Raw genomic sequence first — 18,330 nt, 5'->3', positions numbered from 1 at the left:
GGTAGAAGCCCATGGCCCGAGTTCGCCACAAACGCAAGCCCGTCGCCGAGATGAACGTGGTGCCCTACATCGACGTGATGCTGGTACTGCTGGTCATTTTCATGGTGACGGCGCCCATGCTCAACCAGGGCGTGAAGGTAGACCTGCCCAAGGTTTCCAGTGAAGCCTTGCCGCAGGACAACAACGTCCAGATCCTCACCATCTCCATCAAGGCTGACAAGACCTACTACTGGAACCTCGGCAGCGAAGTCGATACCGACAAGCAGATGGACAAGGCCATGACCTTGCCTGCCATGACCGACGCGGTGACCAAGATCATTGCCGCCGGCCGTGACCAGGGCAAGCAGACCCAGGTGTTCATTCGTGGCGACAAGGCTGTCGACTATGGCGCGGTCATGGGTGCCATGGGCGGGTTGCAGAAGGCCGGTGTCGGTAACGTTGGCCTGATTACCGAGGCGCCCTGATGCAACAGCGAGAGCCATCCGCCTCGGAAAGCTACTTCTGGCCCAGTGTCTGGGCCATCGGCCTGCATGTGCTGGTGTTCGCCCTGCTGTTCGTCAGTTTTGCCATGACGCCTGAGCTGCCGCCATCCAAGCCGATCGTCCAGGCTACCCTGTACCAGCTCAAGTCCAAGAGCCAGGCGACCACCCAGACCAATCAGAAGATTGCCGGGGAAGCGAAGAAAACCGCTTCGCGCCAGACCGAGGTCGAGCAGCTGGAACAGAAGAAGGTCGAGCAGGAGGCCGTGAAGGCCGCGGAACAAAAGAAAGCCGACGCCGCTCAAAAGGCCGAAGAGGCCCGCGAGGCCGCCGAAGCCAAGAAAGCCGAGGCAGCGGCCGAAGCCGCCAAGGCTGCCGAGGCCAAGAAAGCCGCCGAAGCCAAGAAGGCCGAAGAGGCGAAGAAGGCTGCCGAGAAGCAGCAGGCCGACATCGCCAAGAAGAAGGCCGAAGAAGAAGCCAAGAAAAAAGCCGAAGAAGAGGCCAAGAAAGAGGCCGCTGAAGAGGCGAAGAAACAAGCCGCCGAGGACGCCAAGAAAAAGGCAGCCGAAGAGGCCAAGAAGAAAGCTGCCGAGGACGCCAAGAAGAAAGCGGCGGCCGAGGAAGCGAAGAAAAAGGCAGCTGAAGAGGCCAAGAAAAAGGCCGCTGCAGACGCCCAGAAGAAAAAGGCACAGGAAGCGGCCCGCAAGGCGGCGGAAGACAAGAAAGCCCAGGCCCTGGCCGAGCTGTTGTCCGACACCACCGAACGGCAGCAGGCGCTGGCCGACGAGCAGGGTGACCAGGTGGCTGGCGACTTCGACGACCTGATCCGCTTGCGCGCGGCCGAGGGTTGGGCGCGTCCGCCTTCCGCGCGCAAGGGCATGACGGTGGTCCTGCAGATCAACATGTTGCCGGACGGTACCATCACCAACGTCAGCGTGGCCCGGTCCAGTGGTGACGGCCCGTACGACAGTTCGGCGGTGGCTGCGGTGAAGAACATTGGTCGTTTGACCGAGATGCAGGGTATGAAGCCGAGCGATTTCAACCAATATCGTTCGTTCAAGATGACATTTACACCTGAGGATCTAGCGTTGTGATTAAACGTCTGAGAGGACTGCTGGTCATGCTGTGCTGCGTGGCAGGCATGGCCGTGGCAGAGGAAAAGAACATCCTGGTCACCAGCGGCAGCGACCGGGCCACGCCCATCGCGGTAGTGCCGTTTGGTCTGCAGGGCGGCAGCGTGCTGCCGGAAGACATGGCCGACATCATCGGCAACGACCTGCGCAACTCCGGCTACTACTCGCCGATTCCGCGGCAGAACATGATCAGCCAGCCGTCGCAGGCCAGCGAAGTGATCTTCCGTGACTGGAAAGCGCTGGGCGCGCAGTACGTGATGGTCGGCAGCATCGTGCCGTCGGGCGGTCGCCTGCAGGTGCAGTACGCGCTGTTCAACGTCGCCACCGAGCAGCAAGTGCTGACCGGTAGCGTGGCGGGCAGCGTCGACCAGCTGCGCGACATGGCGCACTACATTTCCGACCAGTCGTTCGAGAAGCTCACCGGCATCAAGGGTGCGTTCTCCACCCGCATGCTGTACGTGACGGCCGAGCGTTTCTCCACCAACAACACCCGCTATACCCTGCAGCGTTCGGACTACGACGGTGCACGTGCGGTCACCCTGCTGCAATCGCGTGAACCGATCCTGTCGCCACGCTTTGCACCGGATGGCAAGCGCATCGCCTATGTCTCGTTCGAGCAGAAGCGTCCGCGCATCTTCGTCCAGCACATCGATACCGGTCGCCGCGAGCAGGTCACCAACTTCGAAGGCCTGAACGGCGCGCCAGCCTGGTCGCCGGACGGCTCGCGCCTGGCGTTCGTGCTGTCGAAGGACGGCAACCCGGACATCTACGTGATGAACGTGGCGTCGCGCCAGATCAGCCGTGTCACCGCCGGCCCGGGCATCAACACCGAGCCGTTCTGGGGCAAGGATGGCAACACCCTGTACTTCACCTCCGACCGTGGCGGCAAGCCGCAGATCTACAAGCAGTCGGTCGGTGGCGGTGGCGCCGAGCGTGTAACGTTCGTGGGTAACTACAACGCCAACCCGAAACTGTCGGCGGACGAAAAGACTCTGGTGATGATCCATCGCCAGCAGGGCTTCACCAACTTCAAAGTTGCGGCCCAGGATTTGCAACGCGGAAGTGTAAAGATTCTCTCGGAAACGAGTCTTGATGAGTCTCCCACTGTTGCGCCAAACGGCACCATGCTAATCTACGCCACCCGCCAGCAGGGCCGGGGAGTCTTGATGCTCGTGTCGCTTAATGGCCGCGTGAGGCTCCCACTTCCTACCGCTCAAGGCGAAGTCAGAGAACCGTCCTGGTCCCCTTACCTGAACTGATTGCGGCGTAATAATTTTTGCTTAACACACTGGGGTTTCATTAGGAGTTTCACGATGGAAATGCTGAAGTTTGGTAAATTTGCTGCGCTGGCTCTGGCCATGGCCGTAGCTGTAGGTTGCTCCTCGAAGGGCGGTGACAACGCAGGCGAAGGCGCTGCTGTAGATCCGAACGCTGGCTACGGTGCCAACGCTGGCGCTGTTGACGGCTCCCTGAGCGAAGAAGCTGCCCTGCGCGCAATCACCACCTTCTACTTCGAATACGACAGCTCGGACCTGAAGCCAGAAGCCATGCGCGCTCTGGACGTTCACGCCAAGGACCTGAAAGCCAACGGCAACCGCGTTGTCCTGGAAGGCAACACCGACGAGCGCGGCACCCGCGAGTACAACATGGCTCTGGGTGAGCGTCGTGCCAAGGCCGTTCAGCGCTACCTGGTTCTGCAGGGCGTTTCCCCTGCTCAGCTGGAACTGGTCTCCTACGGTGAAGAGCGTCCGGTTGCTACTGGCAACGACGAGCAGTCCTGGGCTCAGAACCGTCGCGTAGAACTGCGTAAGTAAGTTCTTATGCGTATGTGCCGCCGTGTAGTAACCGTCCTCGCACTCAGCCTGCCGCTCGCGGCCTGGGCTGAGGTCCCTGTAATTGATGACAACGCAGGCAGTTATCCGCCTGCGGGTTATGGCACGAGCGGCGCCTATGCCGGGTCGGGGGCTTCGGCCCCTGCCTCTGCACAGGGCCAGCTGTTCATGCAGCTGCAACAGATGCAGGATCAGCTTTCCCGCCAGCAAGGCATCATCGAAGAGCTGCAGAACGATGTGTCGCGCATGAAGCAGGAAAACCTGGAGCGTTACCAGGACCTGGACCGTCGCATCAACAGTGGCGCCGCGCCTGCCGCGACCCCTGACAATTCCTCCGGTGGTGGTGCATCCAGTGCCGCCCCCGATGCAGCAGCAGGTGCTGCTGCGCAACAACCGGCCGCCAGTAGCGAGCCCGGTGATCCGGCGAAAGAAAAGCTCTATTACGATGCCGCTTTCGACCTGATCAAGCAGAAAGACTTCGACAAGGCCAGCCAGGCGTTCAACGCCTTCCTGCGCAAGTACCCCAACAGCCAGTACGCCGGCAATGCCCAGTATTGGCTGGGTGAAGTGAACCTGGCCAAGGGCGACCTGCCGGCCGCCAGCCAGGCCTTTGCCCAGGTCAGCCAGAAGTATCCGAAGCACAGCAAGGTGCCGGATTCGCTGTACAAGCTGGCCGACGTCGAGCGCCGCATGGGCCACACCGACAAGGTCAAGGGTATCCTGCAGCAGGTCATCACCCAGTATCCCGGCACCTCGGCCGCGCAACTGGCCCAGCGTGACCTGCAGAAGCTGTAAGCAGTACCGTTTGAAAGAAACCCGCGCCTGTCGCGGGTTTTTTCGTTAGAATCACTGCCCTTTTTTCGTAAACACGCTGCTGCGGATAACGCTATGTCGAGTCCGCGACAGTGCCTGACGGAGGCGGGCAGCCTGTTTAGCTGTCACGCCCGTGGCGAGCATGCAAGACACATTACGCATCACCGAAGTCTTTTACTCTTTGCAGGGTGAAACGCGAACGGCCGGGTTGCCCACGGTATTTGTGCGCCTCACCGGTTGCCCCCTGCGCTGCCAGTACTGCGACAGTGCCTATGCCTTCAGTGGCGGTACCCTTCGCACCCTCGATTCGATCCTTGAGCAGGTCGCCGGCTTCAAGCCGCGCTACGTCTGCGTCACCGGTGGCGAGCCATTGGCACAGCCTAATGCCTTGCCGCTGTTGCAGCGCCTGTGTGACGCCGGTTACGAGGTGTCGCTGGAGACCAGCGGCGCGCTGGATATTGCCGGCACCGACACCCGCGTCAGCCGCGTGGTCGACCTGAAGACCCCAGGCTCCGAAGAGTCGCACCGTAACCGCTACGAGAACATCGAGCAGCTGACCCGCAACGATCAGGTCAAGTTCGTCATCTGTTCCCGTGAGGACTACGACTGGGCGGTCTCCAAGCTGATCCAGTACAACCTGGCCGAGCGTGCCGGCGAGGTGTTGTTCTCGCCCAGCCACCACCAGGTGAACGCCAGCGACCTGGCGGACTGGATCGTCGCCGACAACCTGCCCGTACGCTTCCAGCTGCAGCTGCACAAGCTGCTGTGGAACGACGAACCCGGACGTTGATTGAGGAGCAAGCACACATGACCGACAAACGCGCAGTAATCCTGTTGTCCGGCGGCCTGGACTCGGCCACCGTGGTCGCCATGGCCAAGGCCGAAGGCTACAGCTGCTACACCATGAGTTTCGACTACGGCCAGCGCCACCGCGCCGAACTGAACGCCGCTGCCCGCGTTGCCCGCGACCTGGGCGTGGTCGAGCACAAGGTGATTGGCCTGAACCTGAACGGTATCGGCGGCTCGGCATTGACCGACAGCAGTATCGACGTGCCTGAAACCCCGGGTGAAGGCATCCCGGTTACCTACGTGCCGGCGCGCAACACCGTGTTCCTGTCCTTGGCCCTGGGCTGGGCAGAAGTACTGGATGCCCGTGACATCTTCATTGGCGTCAATGCCGTGGATTACTCCGGCTACCCCGATTGCCGCCCAGAGTTCGTCGAAGCCTTCGAGCGCATGGCCAACCTGGCAACCAAAGCCGGTGTCGAAGGGCAGGGCTTCCGCATCCAGGCGCCGCTGCAGAACATGAGCAAGGCGCAGATCGTACAGGCCGGCATGGCCCGCGGCGTGGACTACAGCCTGACCGTTTCCTGCTACCAGGCCGATGATGACGGCCGTGCCTGCGGCAAATGCGACAGCTGCCGCCTGCGTGCCGACGGCTTCAAGGCAGCCGGTGTCGCAGACCCGACGCGATATTTTTGAAAAAACTTTGATGGGGTGTTGATTTCCCGTTAGAAATCAGTATTATACGCGCCATCCAACGGGTCGTTAGCTCAGTTGGTAGAGCAGTTGGCTTTTAACCAATTGGTCGTAGGTTCGAATCCTACACGACCCACCATACTCAGTACGTCAAAGCCCGCTACCGGCAACGGTCGCGGGCTTTTTCGTTTTCGGCTGCTTGTACTGGCCTCATCGCCGGCAAGCCAGCTCTCATGGAACAACACATAAATTATTGATTTAGCAGGGCTCTGTGGGAGCGGGCGTGCCCGCGAAACGGCCAACGCGGTGTATGGCACCGGCTGCGCCGGTGTTCGCGGCGGTTCGACGCCTCGACGTGCCCGCTCCCACAAGGGATTGTGACGCGCTCTCGAACATTGTTCCCTGTGCGACAGCGCAGCCCAAAGGGCTGGGCAATCTCCCACAGGTAAAGCACAGGCCTTGAGAGCTGTGCGGACGTTGTGGGAGCGGCCTTGTGTCGCGAAAGGGGCGCAAAGCGCCCCAAGGTTATTCAGCCCACTCCGGATCCCCGGTAAACACCACCGTAAGCCAACGGTCCGGCCCTTCACCACCCACCGCATCACCGATCTCGTTGCGCCACGCATCCCATTCATCGATGGTTTTCGCGGCCATGGCCTTCGGTACGATGAAATACAGCTCGATTTCCCGCGAGCGCCCGACCTTGGCCACATAAGCCCGGTACGACTGCAACCCATGGCGTGCGACGAAGGCTTTGGCGACTTCGTCCACATGCAGCTTGAGGTCGCCAGGGGTCACCAGGAAAATTTCCGAAAGGGCCTGGCGCACCACAGACATCGGCAACGGTACGATCACCAGGCAGACCAGCGCCAGCACTGCCGGGTCAATGTACGGCGATACCCACTCCAGCGATGTGCCTTGAACCGCATAGCCAAAGCAGAAGGCGATCAGCAGCGCGGCGGTAATGCTGGCCGACATCACCCAGCCTTTCACGTCCATGCGCACGAAATCCGAGCCCAGCTTGCGGTTGGCGCGGGCCTCGACAATGGCGATGGTCACGCAGGCGATCACGGTCAGCAGCGCGTAGACCATGGCGATGCCGAACTCCAGGTGGCGCCCGCCTTGCAGCAAGCTGCTGACGGCGTTGATCAGTGCATAGATGGCCACGCCGCTGAGCAGGATGCCGTTGAGCGCCAGCACCATCGGCTCCAGGTGCCAGAAGCCCATGGTGAAGCGCTCGCGCAGCTTGCGCGACATCTGCACGCTGGTGGTGTGCGCGGTAATCAGCCTGACCACCACCAGCGACAGCCCGCTCATGCTGGCATCGACCAGCGAATAGACGCCGTCGAAGACGATGGAGAACGAGCCGGAGGCCAGGCCGAAGGCGATGCCGATGGTGGCGATGAACAGGGTGACGGCGATCGAGGTGCGTAACAGGCCCTGTTCGCTGGTGATGTCGAAGAAGGTGGATCTGGTTGGGTTTTGCATAAATTGTGCTCGGTAAAATCGATGATGCTGTATTGCCTGTTGGGGCCTCTTCGCGGGCTCGCCCGCTCCCACAGGGCTGTACATTTCCTGTGGGAGCGGGCATGCCCGCGAAGAAGGCGCATTGGCCCTGACAGGTTAGACGCGGAATTGCTCCATCAGCGCCTGCTGCTGGTTGGCCAGCCGGTTCAAGGCCTGGCTGATGCGCGCCGACTCATCGGCCTGGCCTGCCAGCGATTCGGTCACATCGCGAATGCCGGCCACATTGCGGTTCACCTCTTCGGCTACCGCGCTCTGCTCTTCGGCTGCCGAGGCAATCTGCAGGTTCATGTCGCTGATCACCGCCACTGCCTCGCCAATACGCTGTAGCGCCGGCAGCGCCTGCTCCATGCGCGTGGCGCTGTCCTGCGCCTGGCGCTGGCCTGCGTGCATGGCGCCTACCACATCCTGAGTGCCTTGCTGCAAGCCTTCGATGACCTGGCGAATTTCCTCGACCGATGTCTGCGTGCGCTGGGCCAGGCCACGCACTTCATCGGCTACCACGGCAAAACCACGCCCGGCTTCGCCCGCGCGGGCGGCTTCGATGGCGGCGTTGAGCGCCAGCAGGTTGGTTTGCTCGGCAATGGTACGGATCACTTCCAGCACCGAACCGATCTGCCCGCTGCGGCCTTCCAGCGCGCGCGCCTCGTCCATGGCGGTGTTCATGCCGGCAGCCAGGCGGTCGATGCCCTGGCGGGTGCTGTCGATCAGTTGCAGGCCTTCGCGGCTGGCCTGGTCGGCAGCGCGTGCGGCCTGGGCCGCCTGCGAGGCGTTATGGGCGACATCCAGGGCGGTGGCGCTCATCTCGTTGGCAGCGGTGGCCACCTGTTCGATTTCACGGTGCTGTTGCTGCATGCCGTTGCTGGTCTGGCTGGCGATGGCGGCCGACTGGTCGGCAGTACCGCGGGCCTCCTGCAGTGAGCCTTTGACCTGGGCGATGACCGGCTGCAGCTTGTCGAGAAAACGGTTGAACCAACCGGTGAGCTGGCCCAGTTCGTCCTGGCGGGCGTAGTCCAGGCGACGGGTGAGGTCGCCTTCGCCGCTGGCGATGTTTTCCAGGCGTGCGGCCACGGCCAGGATCGGCCGGGTCACGCCGCGTGCGGTCAGCCACACCAGCAGCAAGCCGACTACCGCAGCGCCCAGGCCGACCAGCAGGCTGGTGAGGTTGGCGCTGTGGTTGTGCGCGTCCAGGCGCTGGTTGAGGGCGACGGCAGGCGCCTGCAGCACGCTTTCCGGTAGTTCCAGCAGTACCTGCCAAGGGGTGGCATCAGGGATTGGCGTGAATGGGTGGGCAACACGCAGCAGGCCATCGGCTACCGTCTTGTCCATGGGCTCGCCGAGTTTGCTGTCGTCGCGGCTGTTGCCGGCCAGCAGGCCGGCTGCGCTGGCGATACTGACCTGGCCCTGGCCATCGAACAGCTCCCGGCGGCCGTCCAGGCTCAACTGCTGCAGGTTGGCCAGGCCGATGTCCAGGCCGACCACACCGACCACCTTGCCATGCTCCAGCAGCGGCAGGGCGATGCTGGTCATCAGCACCTGGCGGCCATTCACCTCGTCGAGGTATGGCTCGAGCATGCAGGTTCTGGCGGTGTCCTGCGGGCAGGTCAGCCAGCGGTTCTTTGCCACGCCGTTGCTGCCGATGCTGGCGTCACCGAGCATCGATTCCGGCATGGCTTCAAGCTCCAGGGTGCCGGGGCGGGGTTGTGACCAGTACAGTGAGAAACGCCCGCTTTCGTTGCTGCCCACGGCATTCTGGCCGAGGTACTGGCTGTCCTGGTCCAGGGCGTCGGGCTGGAAAACCAGGTACAGGCCGATCACGTCCGGGTTGCCGGCCAGGCTGGTGCGGGCCTGGCGCGTCAGCTCGGCGCGCAGGTCGCTGCCGCCACGGGCCTTGAGCACCTGTACCAGGCGGGCAAAGCCATTGCCGTACTGGTAGGCGTCCATGAAATAGCGCTGGATGCGCAGGGCCTGGGCTTCGGCCTGCGCCTGCAGGCGCAGGCGTGCGCTGCTGTCGAGCATTTCGGTGTTGGCCTGGTTGACCAGTGCCGCGCTGCGCCGCGCCTGGGCCAGCGACGTAGTCACCAGCAAGGCGACGATGGCCAGCAGGCACAGGCCGGCGAGCAGGGTGATCTTCCACTGGATGGAGAGGCGGCGCAGCGGCATGAGGGCTTTCCTTTTCGATCAAGTACAACGCCCGCGTTCAGGCGCGGGCGTTGTCGGCAGCGTGGGTCATTCAGCGATGTAGTTGGGCGGGGTGTCCCTGAAGGCTTTGGTCAGCCAGGCCAGGTACAGCAGGCCGAGCAGTGCCCAGACGCCACCGAACAGCAGCGAATGCGCGTTCAGGTCCAGCCACAGCGAAACGATGATGCAGAAGCCAATGGTGGGCGCCACCAGGTACGTCAGCTGGTTGGCCAGGCCTTGGCGCTTGCCTTCGCGCAGGTAGCAGTGGTTGATCACCGACAGGTTGACGAAGCTGAACGCGACCAGTGCGCCAAAGTTGATGATCGAGGTGGCGGTGACCAGGTCGAAGAAGATCGCTGACAGCGAAATCAGCCCCACCACCGCGATGTTCACCACCGGCGTCTTGTAGCGTGAATGCAGGCGGGCGAACAGGCTGGCCGGGATCACGTTGTCGCGGCCCATCACGTACAGCAGGCGCGACACGCTGGTCTGCGAGGCCAGGCCCGAGGCGATGGTGTTGATCACGGTGCAGGCGATGAAAATCGACTGGAACAGCTTGCCACCGACGTACAGGGCGATTTCCGGCAGTGCCGCTTCCTGGTCATGGAAGCGGGACATGGTCGGGAAGTAGGCCTGGATGAAGTACGACACGGTGATGAACACCATGCCGCCGATCAGTGCGGTGAGGAAGATCGCCCGGGGGATGGTCTTGCCCGGGTCGCGGGTTTCTTCGGACAGGCAGGTGACCGCGTCGAAGCCCAGGAACGAGAAGCACAGGATGGTCGCACCGGCGGCCAGGGCGCTGAGCTGGGTCTGGTTGTCGGCGAATGGCAGCAGGCTCCAGGCGGTACCCAGCCCTTCACCTTGGTCCAGGCCGCGCACGCACAGGTAGATGAACACGGCGATGATCGCCACCTGCACGGCCACGAACAGCAGGTTGAAGTGCGCTACCAGGTTCACGCTGCGCATGTTGATCAGGCTGATCAGGGTGACGAAGCCCGCCACCCACATCCACTCCGGTACTTCCGGGAACATGGCCGAAAGGTACAGCTTGGCCAGCAACGCGTTGACCATTGGCAGCAGCAGGTAGTCCAGCAATGACGACCAGCCTACCAGGAAGCCCACGTGCGGGTTGATCGCACGCTGGGTGTAGGTGTAGGCCGAGCCCGACTGTGGGAAGCGTCGTACCAGGGTGCCGTAGCTCACGGCGGTGAACAGGATCCCGGCCAGCGCCAGGATGTAGGCGCTGGGTACGTGCCCGGCGGTAATCCCGGATACGATGCCGAAGGTGTCGAACACGGTCATCGGGGTCAGGTAGGCCAGGCCGATGATGATCACGTGCCAGAGACGCAGGGTTTTGCGAAGTTGGCCATTGCCGGAGGCGCTGTGGTCATGCTGCATGCTGGCATGGCTCCTGCGGCTGGGCGTAAACGGCGGGCACGGTGTACTGCGCATGCGGCAAGGGCGAGCGGGTGGGCTCCATGTTGTTCACCTTTATTGTTGGAGCGGCGGGGGCGCGGGGGAGCGCGCAAAGTGGTTAAAATAAAAAACGATGGGTAGCTGGGTGTCAAGTTAAACATGACAAGATGTTGCTGAATTGAAATATTTATCGATTCAAGTGGGGTTTTGTTCGGTTATTGCGCGTTTTTTTGCGGTTTTGATCAATTTGAGTGTTCGAAAAAATTAACGAATGCCGGTCTCCCATGGAAAGGCTGTCAGGCGTTTCCCAAAAGCGGGATTTCTCGAGCCGGGCCAGCGCCAGGCCTGGGCTGCGGTGGTACTCTTGGCGTTCTGTGTGGCCCTTGGCCGCCTACGAAGCCCTTACGGACAGCAATCGGTTCTATTCATGAAGAAATCAGTTGGCATCCTTTCCGGCCTGGCTATCGCCATCGCCGTCGCAATCACCGCTGGCGCCTGGTACACCGGCAAGCAGCTGCCTGCGGAGCTGGACAACGCCCTTGTCCGCAGCAACGCCGAACTCAAGAAGGCCCTGGTGAGCACCGGTGGCAGCATGAGTATCGAGCGGGTATCGCTGGAGCAGCATTTCTTCAGCAGTACCGCCCAGTACCGGCTCAAGGCCCGCGATATCAACCTGGGCGAAGGCGAAGTGGTGAATTTCGACGTGGGCGTGACCGACCAGATCGAGCATGGCCCGTTCCCCTGGTCGCGGGTAAAGGCGTTGAAGCTGATGCCGGTGCTGGCGGTCAGCAACAGCACGCTGCAGAAGGACGACGCCACTGCGCCGTGGTTCGCCGCCGCAGGCGAGCAGGCACCGGTCAGCGCGCAGACCAGCCTGGGTTACGATGGCAATGTGGTCAGCCAGATCCAGCTGGCGCCGGTCAAGCTTGACGAAGCGGATGGCAACAGCCTCGACTTCTCGGGCATGCAGTTGCAAGTAAGCGGTGATCAGGAAGGCAAGGCCTCGCGCTTCCACGGCCAGGCCGACCGTTTCGTGATGAAACTGGTGCGCGATGACCAGCCGCCTGCCACCTTCGAGCTCAACGGCCTGAAGGTCGGCGGCCAGCTGGCGGCCACCGCGCACGAGGCCATCTATGTGGGTAACGTCGACCTGGCGCTGGCCGAAACCAAGGTCACCCTGGGGCCCAAGCAGCAGGTGCTGGTGGTCAAGGGCCTGGAGCAGAACGCCCTGCAAACCCTTGATGGCCCGGATACCGTGGGTGGCCGCGTGGAGTACAAGGTTGGGGATATCACCTGGGATGGCCGTGCGGTGGGCAAGGCGCAAATGGCGGTGAGCATCACGTCGGTCAACGCCCCGGCGCTGCAGGCGCTGTCGACGTGGTACCAGGCGCACCTGCCGGAGTTCGAAGCTGCAGCCGCAGCCGGCCAGCCGGTGCCGGAAATCCAGATGGACGATGTGGAGAAGGCCAGGTTCCAGGGCGAGCTGCAGAAACTGCTGGCTGCCAAGCCCCGGGTGGCGGTGGAAAACCTGTCGTTCAAGACCGCCAATGGCGAAAGCCGCTTTGACCTTTGGATGGGCTTCGCTGCCCCGGCCAGCTTCGACCTGCCGCCTGACCAGTTGAGCAAGCAGCTGATCACCGAGGTTAAGGGCAAGCTGTCGTTGTCCAAGCCGATGATCGGTGACCTGGCAACCTTGCAGGCGCTGCTGGATGGCCAGAGCGACGCCCAGGCCATTGCCATGCAGTCGAGCCAGGCTGGGGAAATGGTCGGCATGATGGCGTTGCAGAGCGGCATGGCCACGGTGCAGGGCGATGATGTGGTAAGCAGCTTGCACTATGCCGATGGCATGGTCGATTTCAACGGCCAGAAAATGACCGTGGAAGAGTTCGCGATGCTCATGGCCTCGCACCTGGCGGCCCTGTCGCCGCAGGGTTGATCGAAAGCCTGTACCGGCCTCTTCGCGGGTAAACCCGCTCCCACAGGAGTTTGGCAGATTCTGTGGGAGCGGGTTCACCCGCGAAAGGGCCAGCACAGGCAACACAAAAACCGCTTTAGAAATCGCTGGATTGTCTGTAGCCTTCGGCCTCCGATAATAATCCGCGCCCGCAGAGGGCCGTGGCGGCCTGTGTGCCGTCCGGCGCCCCTAGCCGATCTGTCAGGGCCGGGTGATACACTCGATTTGACGCGCACAAGCGCCCGCAGGTCCAGCGATCATGACCCAGATTTCCGAACGCCTGTTGGTTCAGGCCCACCTCGACGCCAAGCAGCCCAACCCGCTGACAGCCGAGCAGGAGGCCGAATACCGTGCGGCCATCGCTGCCGAGCTCAAGGCCCAGAACGCCGTGCTGGTCGCCCACTATTACTGCGACCCGGTCATCCAGGCGCTGGCCGAAGAAACCGGCGGCTGCGTGTCCGACTCGTTGGAAATGGCCCGCTTCGGCAAGAACCACCCGGCCGAAACCGTGATCGTTGCCGGTGTGCGCTTCATGGGCGAGACGGCGAAAATCCTCACCCCGGAAAAGCGCGTGCTGATGCCCACCCTGGAGGCTACCTGCTCGCTCGACCTGGGCTGCCCGGTGGAAGAGTTCTCGGCCTTCTGCGACCAGCACCCGGAGCGTACCGTGGTGGTCTATGCCAACACTTCCGCTGCCGTGAAGGCCCGTGCCGACTGGGTGGTGACCTCGAGCTGCGCGCTGGAAATCGTCGAAAGCCTGATGGACAACGGCGAGACCATCATCTGGGGCCCGGACCAGCACCTGGGGCGTTACATCCAGAAGCAAACCGGTGCCGACATGCTGCTGTGGGACGGTGCCTGCATCGTTCACGAAGAGTTCAAGTCGCGCCAGTTGGCCGACATGAAGGCGCTGTACCCGGATGCGGCGATTCTGGTGCACCCCGAGTCGCCGGAAGCGGTGATCGAACTGGCCGACGCGGTGGGTTCCACCAGCCAGCTGATCAAGGCTGCCCAGACCCTGCCGAACAAGACCTTCATCGTCGCCACCGACCGCGGCATCTTCTACAAGATGCAGCAACTGTGCCCGGACAAGGAGTTCGTCGAAGCCCCTACCGCCGGTAACGGCGCGGCATGCCGCAGCTGCGCGCACTGCCCGTGGATGGCGATGAACACCCTGGAGCGTGTGCTGGATTGCCTGCGTAATGGGTCTAACGAGATTTTTGTCGACCCGGCGCTGGTGCCGAAAGCGATCAAGCCGCTGAACCGGATGCTGGACTTTACCCAGGCGGCGCGCCTGAAGTTGTCCGGGAACGCCTGAAATTGCTGGGGCCGCTCTGCGGCCCATTCGCAGCACAAGGCTGCTCCTACAAGAGATCACATTTCCCTGTAGGAGCAGCCTTGTGCTGCGAATGGAGCGCGAAGCGCTCCCTCAATATTCAACGCCCCATCATTTCCTGAACCATGCGCTGCTGCTCCATGACCTCGCGCTGGCGCTGGTCAATCTGTGCTGCCAGCGGGAAGTTCCCGCCCGCACGGCGCTTGGCGTAATCCAGCTGCTGGATGGCCTGGTCAAAATCGCCCACCAGTGTGAAGTACTCGGCACGCGCCCGGTGCAAACCAATGGTATTGCCCGAAAGGCCCCGCACTTCGGCCATGTCGTACCACACGTCCGGGTCATCCGGCCGGCTCTTCACCAGCTCGTTCAACACCTTCTCCGCCTCGGCGGGCTTGTTCTGCTTCACCAGCAGGTCGGCACGCACCTGTTTCAGCGGGTAGTTGCCCGGGTACAGGCCCTGCATGCGTTCGGCACGCTGCTGCGCGTCGGCCAGGCGGTTGTTGGTGATATCCAGGTCGATCTGCGCCAGGTTGTAGGTAATGTCGTTGGGCGCCTTGGCCAGCAGCGGCTTGAGCAGTTCGCGCGCCTCGTTCAGCTGGCCACCCTTGATCTGCGCCAGGGCCAGACCGTAACGCGCGGCGTCCAGCTTGGGGTCTTCGTCCAGCTGGGCGCGGAAGCGTTTGGCTGCCAGCCCCGGGGTGCCTTCGTAGGTCAGCGCCACCCGGGCACGGATCAGCTGGTAGCGCATGCTGTCCTCGACGCCGCCCTTGGGGGCCTGCTCGGCACGGTTGCGGGTGTCGGCGATACGCGACTCGGTTACCGGGTGGGTCAGCAAGAATTCCGGTGGCTTGGCGTCGTAGCGGTACTGCCGGGCCAGGCGCTCGAACATGGTCGGCATGTTGCGCGGGTCGTAGCCGGCCTTTTCCAGGTTCTGGATGCCGATACGGTCGGCTTCCTGTTCGTTCTGCCGAGAGAAGCGCCGCTGTTCCTGGATCGCCGCCGCCTGGGTGCCGGCGATCACGCCGATACCGGCATCACCGCCACCACCTGCGGCCAGCACGATACCGGCCAGCAACGCCGCCATCATCGGCAACTGCATGCGCTGCTGGGCCTCGACGCCGCGGGCGAAGTGGCGTTGCGACAAGTGCGCCAGTTCGTGGGCCAGTACCGAGGCGTACTCGCCTTCGGTCTGGGCGTTGAGGAACAGCCCGCCGTTGACCCCGACGATGCCGCCCGGGGCGGCAAAGGCGTTGAGCTCGCGGCTATCGATGAGGATGAATTCCAGGCGTCGGTCCTGCAGTTGGCTGGTTTCGGCCAGGCGGTACACGCTGGTTTCGACGTAGTCCTTCAGCTGCGGGTCGTTGAGCTGGTTGACCTGGCCACGCAGCAGGCTCAGCCAGGCACGGCCGAGCTGGTGCTCCTGTTGTGGCGAGACGATCGCGGAACTGGCGTCGCCCAGTGATGGCAGGTCGTCAGCGTGGCCAGGGAGGGCCAACAGGCAGGCCAGCGTCAGCAGGGTAGGGCGCAGTAGATTCATGCATGAAGCTCGCGTCGGTCAAAGATACCTACTGTAGCGGGCTCACACGTTGGCGACCAGTGGCGCTATCCTAGCCGGCCAAATCCAGATACAGCCTGGCAATGCCTTTGGAGAGCCCCACGATGAGTGACACCCTGACCTGTGACGCCGAGCTGGACGCCAGCGGGCTGAATTGCCCTTTGCCGCTGCTGAAGGCCAAGATGGAGCTCAACCGCCTGGCCAGCGGCGCGGTGCTCAAGGTCATCGCCACCGACGCCGGCTCCCAACGCGACTTCCGCACTTTCGCCCAGTTGGCAGGTCATACCCTGCTGCGGGAAACGGCCGAGGCCGGTACCTACACTTACTGGCTGCGCAAGGCCTGAGTCTTTCCAAGGATCGTCAATGTTCAAAGTGCTTCGCGACTGGATGCAGCGCTACTTCTCCGATGAGGAAGCGGTGGTGCTGGCGGTCCTGTTGTTCCTGGCTTTTACCGCGGTACTCACCCTGGGTGGCATGCTTGCACCGGTGTTGGCGGGCATGGTGCTGGCGTTTCTGATGCAGGGGCTGGTCAATGCCCTGGAGCGCGTGCGGGTACCGACCCGGCTGGCGGTGATGCTGGTGTTCGCCCTGTTCATGGGCGCGCTGGCAGTGTTCATGCTGGTGCTGGTGCCGCTGCTGTGGCACCAGTTGATCACCCTGTTCAACGAACTGCCGGGCATGCTCGGCAAGTGGCAGTCGCTGCTGTTGCTGTTGCCCGAGCGTTACCCGCACCTGGTGTCGGACGAGCAGGTGCTGCATGCCATCGAGTCGGTGCGCGGGGAAATCGGCAAGTTCGGCCAGTGGGCACTGACCTTCTCGCTGTCGAGCCTGCCGTTGCTGGTCAACGCCATGATCTACCTGGTGCTGGTGCCGATCCTGGTATTTTTCTTTCTCAAGGACCGCGAACTGATCGGCCGTTGGGTCAGCGGCTACCTGCCACGCCAGCGCAGCCTGCTGAACCGGGTGGGCAGCGAGATGAACCGGCAGATCGCCAACTACATCCGCGGCAAGGGCATCGAGATCCTGATCTGCGGCATTGCCACCTACATCGCCTTCATCAGCCTGGGGCTCAACTACGCCGCGTTGCTGGCGCTGCTGGTGGGGCTGTCGGTGGTGGTGCCTTACGTGGGCGCGGTGGTGGTGACCGTGCCGGTGACGCTGATCGCACTGTTCCAGTGGGGCTGGGGTGACCAGTTCATCTACCTGATGACGGTGTACGCGATCATCCAGGCGCTGGACGGCAACGTGCTGGTGCCGCTGCTGTTCTCCGAGGCGGTGAGCCTGCACCCGGTGGCGATCATCTGCGCGGTGCTGCTGTTTGGCGGGTTGTGGGGGTTCTGGGGGATCTTCTTCGCCATCCCGCTGGCGACGCTGATCAAGGCCGTGCTGGATGCCTGGCCGCGGCAGGAGCCTAGTGTGTCACCGATGCTTTGAATGCAATTGGGGCCGCTTTGCGGCCCATTCGCAGCACAAGGCTGCTCCTACAGATACCGCGCAAACCCTTGTAGGAGCAGCCTTGTGCTGCGAATGGGCTGCAAAGCAGCCCCATCAATCTCAAGCCTTGTTCAGGGCCTGGGCAGCAGCCAGTACTGCATCCACATGCCCCGGCACCTTCACCCCGCGCCATTCCTGGCGCAGCACACCGTCCTTGTCGATCAGGAAGGTGCTGCGGTCAACGCCCATGTATTCCTTGCCATACAGCTTCTTCAGCTTGATCACGTCGAACAGCTGGCACAGGGCTTCGTCCTTGTCGCTGATCAGCTCGAACGGGAAGCCTTGCTTGGCCTTGAAGTTCTCGTGCGACTTGATGCCATCGCGCGACACGCCGAACACCACGGTGTTGGCTGCGGCAAAGGCATCGTGCTGGTCACGGAAACCCTGGCCCTCGGTGGTGCAGCCCGGGGTGCTGTCCTTCGGGTAGAAGTACACCACCACTTGCTGGCCCTTGAGCCCGGCCAGGCTGACGGTTTGCCCGCTGGTGGCCTGGGCCTGGAAGTCGGCAACGGGGTGGTCGAGTGCTACAGCCATGGTCGGTTTCCTTACATTGGGTTCTGTGGACGCCATGGCTCGATCAGCGCATCGAGGTTCAGGGCATCGGCAAAGTCCAGGAACTGGTCACGCAGCCAGCTGATCTGGGTGCCGGCCGGCAGAATCACGGTGAACTGGGCGTTGAGCATGCTGCTGCCAGTCTGCGGCGCCAGGTAGGTGTCGCAGGTCATGGCTTCCAGCTCGACGCGGTGGTCGAGGAAGAACTGGCACAGCTCGTTGATGATGTCCGGGCGGTAGGCGGCGCTGACGTAGGCCACGTAGGGCAGGGCCTGCGGGCGCACTTCCTGGTCGGCGCTGCGCACCACGTCCAGGGTCAGGCCGTGCTTCTTGCCCAGGCCCGGCAGCATGGCTTCGAGGCGTGCCAGGGCGTCCCAGCTGCCGCCCACCTGCAGTACCAGGGCGCTGGTCTCGCCGTGGCGGCTCAGGCGCGAGGTGACCACCGCGCAGCGGTTTTCGAAGGCAGCGCGGCTGAGGACGTTGGCCAGCTCCATAGGGTTGGGGCCCAAGGCGCTGATGACAAGGAATTGTTCGCGGACGGTGGGGGTGGACATGCAGCATTCCTAAAGCGATGAGCGGTCG

The 18,330-nt window shown here is 62.8% G+C and carries 17 protein-coding genes, 1 tRNA gene and 1 pseudogene; 12 read left to right on the top strand and 7 right to left on the bottom strand.

The genetic code is table 11. The features are described 5' to 3' along the window. The first annotated feature begins 11 nt into the window (after window positions 1-11). The 8 genes from tolR to A4C63_RS13180 all read left to right on the top strand — a co-directional run bounded on the left by tolR (window position 12) and on the right by A4C63_RS13180 (window position 5,875). Complete coding sequence (gene tolR, locus A4C63_RS13215) at window positions 12-464, top strand: protein TolR (RefSeq protein ID WP_003254760.1); 453 nt, start codon at window positions 12-14, stop codon at window positions 462-464. Then, on the top strand, window positions 464-1,573 hold the full coding sequence (gene tolA / locus A4C63_RS13210; RefSeq protein ID WP_063913018.1) for a cell envelope integrity protein TolA: 1,110 nt from the start codon (window positions 464-466) through the stop codon (window positions 1,571-1,573). Before tolR ends, tolA begins: the two co-directional genes overlap by 1 nt. Window positions 1,574-1,599: 26 nt before the next feature. Then, window positions 1,600-2,871: a Tol-Pal system beta propeller repeat protein TolB gene (tolB, locus tag A4C63_RS13205; RefSeq protein WP_063913017.1), complete on the top strand. Its 1,272-nt coding sequence runs from the start codon at window positions 1,600-1,602 to the stop codon at window positions 2,869-2,871. Window positions 2,872-2,925: 54 nt separating this feature from the next. Continuing rightward, window positions 2,926-3,426, top strand: coding sequence for a peptidoglycan-associated lipoprotein Pal (pal, locus tag A4C63_RS13200; protein WP_015271469.1), 501 nt, complete (start codon window positions 2,926-2,928; stop codon window positions 3,424-3,426). Between the two features lie 6 nt (window positions 3,427-3,432). Next, a complete protein-coding gene (gene ybgF / locus A4C63_RS13195) occupies window positions 3,433-4,239 on the top strand; it encodes a tol-pal system protein YbgF (protein ID WP_063913016.1) in 807 nt (268 codons plus the stop codon). A gap of 160 nt (window positions 4,240-4,399) precedes the next feature. After that, a complete protein-coding gene (gene queE, locus A4C63_RS13190; protein WP_063913015.1) occupies window positions 4,400-5,047 on the top strand; it encodes a 7-carboxy-7-deazaguanine synthase QueE in 648 nt (215 codons plus the stop codon). 17 nt (window positions 5,048-5,064) lie between these two features. Beyond that, window positions 5,065-5,739, top strand: a complete 675-nt coding sequence (gene queC / locus A4C63_RS13185) for a 7-cyano-7-deazaguanine synthase QueC (RefSeq protein WP_063913014.1) — start codon at window positions 5,065-5,067, stop codon at window positions 5,737-5,739. A gap of 60 nt (window positions 5,740-5,799) precedes the next feature. Further along, window positions 5,800-5,875: transfer RNA gene (locus A4C63_RS13180), tRNA-Lys, on the top strand. 386 nt (window positions 5,876-6,261) lie between these two features. Here A4C63_RS13180 and A4C63_RS13175 read toward each other — a convergent pair. From A4C63_RS13175 to A4C63_RS13165, 4 genes and pseudogenes are all read right to left on the bottom strand, one after another. Further along, window positions 6,262-7,221, bottom strand: coding sequence for a cation diffusion facilitator family transporter (locus A4C63_RS13175; protein WP_063913013.1), 960 nt, complete (start codon window positions 7,219-7,221; stop codon window positions 6,262-6,264). Between the two features lie 135 nt (window positions 7,222-7,356). Further along, window positions 7,357-8,112, bottom strand: coding sequence for a methyl-accepting chemotaxis protein (locus A4C63_RS27030; RefSeq protein ID WP_371106068.1), 756 nt, complete (start codon window positions 8,110-8,112; stop codon window positions 7,357-7,359). Between the two features lie 102 nt (window positions 8,113-8,214). Beyond that, a pseudogene (locus A4C63_RS27025) lies at window positions 8,215-9,201 on the bottom strand (HAMP domain-containing protein); the annotation flags it as partial. Window positions 9,202-9,486: 285 nt separating this feature from the next. Then, a complete protein-coding gene (locus A4C63_RS13165) occupies window positions 9,487-10,839 on the bottom strand; it encodes an APC family permease (RefSeq protein WP_063913011.1) in 1,353 nt (450 codons plus the stop codon). 445 nt (window positions 10,840-11,284) lie between these two features. On the opposite strand from A4C63_RS13165, the gene A4C63_RS13160 reads away from it, so the two are divergent. Beyond that, window positions 11,285-12,793 (top strand): YdgA family protein, encoded by a 1,509-nt coding sequence (locus tag A4C63_RS13160; RefSeq protein ID WP_063913010.1) that lies wholly within the window; start codon window positions 11,285-11,287, stop codon window positions 12,791-12,793. 277 nt (window positions 12,794-13,070) lie between these two features. Continuing rightward, complete coding sequence (gene nadA, locus A4C63_RS13155) at window positions 13,071-14,129, top strand: quinolinate synthase NadA (RefSeq protein ID WP_019472564.1); 1,059 nt, start codon at window positions 13,071-13,073, stop codon at window positions 14,127-14,129. 118 nt (window positions 14,130-14,247) lie between these two features. On the opposite strand, the gene A4C63_RS13150 is transcribed toward nadA, so the two are convergent. Then, window positions 14,248-15,684 (bottom strand): M48 family metalloprotease, encoded by a 1,437-nt coding sequence (locus A4C63_RS13150; protein ID WP_063913009.1) that lies wholly within the window; start codon window positions 15,682-15,684, stop codon window positions 14,248-14,250. Between the two features lie 122 nt (window positions 15,685-15,806). On the opposite strand from A4C63_RS13150, the gene A4C63_RS13145 reads away from it, so the two are divergent. Continuing rightward, window positions 15,807-16,046: a sulfurtransferase TusA family protein gene (locus A4C63_RS13145; protein ID WP_008097503.1), complete on the top strand. Its 240-nt coding sequence runs from the start codon at window positions 15,807-15,809 to the stop codon at window positions 16,044-16,046. Window positions 16,047-16,065: 19 nt separating this feature from the next. Next, window positions 16,066-17,136: an AI-2E family transporter gene (locus A4C63_RS13140; RefSeq protein WP_063913008.1), complete on the top strand. Its 1,071-nt coding sequence runs from the start codon at window positions 16,066-16,068 to the stop codon at window positions 17,134-17,136. Between the two features lie 120 nt (window positions 17,137-17,256). Here the strand turns inward: A4C63_RS13140 and A4C63_RS13135 are convergent, their stop codons facing one another. Together A4C63_RS13135 and A4C63_RS13130 are read right to left on the bottom strand one after the other, a co-directional pair. Then, entirely contained in the window at window positions 17,257-17,730 is a 474-nt protein-coding gene (locus A4C63_RS13135) for a peroxiredoxin (protein WP_063913007.1), read from the bottom strand. Window positions 17,731-17,741: 11 nt separating this feature from the next. Then, window positions 17,742-18,302 (bottom strand): glycine cleavage system protein R, encoded by a 561-nt coding sequence (locus A4C63_RS13130; RefSeq protein WP_013973793.1) that lies wholly within the window; start codon window positions 18,300-18,302, stop codon window positions 17,742-17,744. Window positions 18,303-18,330 lie beyond the last annotated feature (28 nt).

It is taken from the genome of Pseudomonas sp. p21 (genome assembly GCF_001642705.1).
Taxonomy (GTDB): Bacteria; Pseudomonadota; Gammaproteobacteria; order Pseudomonadales; family Pseudomonadaceae; genus Aquipseudomonas.
The sequence above is the reverse complement of the archived record's forward strand: the minus strand, read 5'-3'. Positions and strand labels throughout refer to the sequence as shown.

Excerpts from the sequence above, each read along its gene's own strand:
- tolR (WP_003254760.1), top strand. The coding sequence starts at position 12 with ATGGCCCGAGTTCGCCACAAACGCAAGCCCGTCGCCGAGATGAACGTG.
- tolA (WP_063913018.1), top strand. The coding sequence starts at position 464 with ATGCAACAGCGAGAGCCATCCGCCTCGGAAAGCTACTTCTGGCCCAGT.
- tolB (WP_063913017.1), top strand. The coding sequence starts at position 1,600 with ATGCTGTGCTGCGTGGCAGGCATGGCCGTGGCAGAGGAAAAGAACATC.
- pal (WP_015271469.1), top strand. The coding sequence starts at position 2,926 with ATGGAAATGCTGAAGTTTGGTAAATTTGCTGCGCTGGCTCTGGCCATG.
- ybgF (WP_063913016.1), top strand. The coding sequence starts at position 3,433 with ATGCGTATGTGCCGCCGTGTAGTAACCGTCCTCGCACTCAGCCTGCCG.
- queE (WP_063913015.1), top strand. The coding sequence starts at position 4,400 with ATGCAAGACACATTACGCATCACCGAAGTCTTTTACTCTTTGCAGGGT.
- queC (WP_063913014.1), top strand. The coding sequence starts at position 5,065 with ATGACCGACAAACGCGCAGTAATCCTGTTGTCCGGCGGCCTGGACTCG.
- A4C63_RS13175 (WP_063913013.1), bottom strand. The coding sequence starts at position 7,221 with ATGCAAAACCCAACCAGATCCACCTTCTTCGACATCACCAGCGAACAG.
- A4C63_RS27030 (WP_371106068.1), bottom strand. The coding sequence starts at position 8,112 with ATGCAGCAACAGCACCGTGAAATCGAACAGGTGGCCACCGCTGCCAAC.
- A4C63_RS13165 (WP_063913011.1), bottom strand. The coding sequence starts at position 10,839 with ATGCAGCATGACCACAGCGCCTCCGGCAATGGCCAACTTCGCAAAACC.
- A4C63_RS13160 (WP_063913010.1), top strand. The coding sequence starts at position 11,285 with ATGAAGAAATCAGTTGGCATCCTTTCCGGCCTGGCTATCGCCATCGCC.
- nadA (WP_019472564.1), top strand. The coding sequence starts at position 13,071 with ATGACCCAGATTTCCGAACGCCTGTTGGTTCAGGCCCACCTCGACGCC.
- A4C63_RS13150 (WP_063913009.1), bottom strand. The coding sequence starts at position 15,684 with ATGAATCTACTGCGCCCTACCCTGCTGACGCTGGCCTGCCTGTTGGCC.
- A4C63_RS13145 (WP_008097503.1), top strand. The coding sequence starts at position 15,807 with ATGAGTGACACCCTGACCTGTGACGCCGAGCTGGACGCCAGCGGGCTG.
- A4C63_RS13140 (WP_063913008.1), top strand. The coding sequence starts at position 16,066 with ATGTTCAAAGTGCTTCGCGACTGGATGCAGCGCTACTTCTCCGATGAG.
- A4C63_RS13135 (WP_063913007.1), bottom strand. The coding sequence starts at position 17,730 with ATGGCTGTAGCACTCGACCACCCCGTTGCCGACTTCCAGGCCCAGGCC.
- A4C63_RS13130 (WP_013973793.1), bottom strand. The coding sequence starts at position 18,302 with ATGTCCACCCCCACCGTCCGCGAACAATTCCTTGTCATCAGCGCCTTG.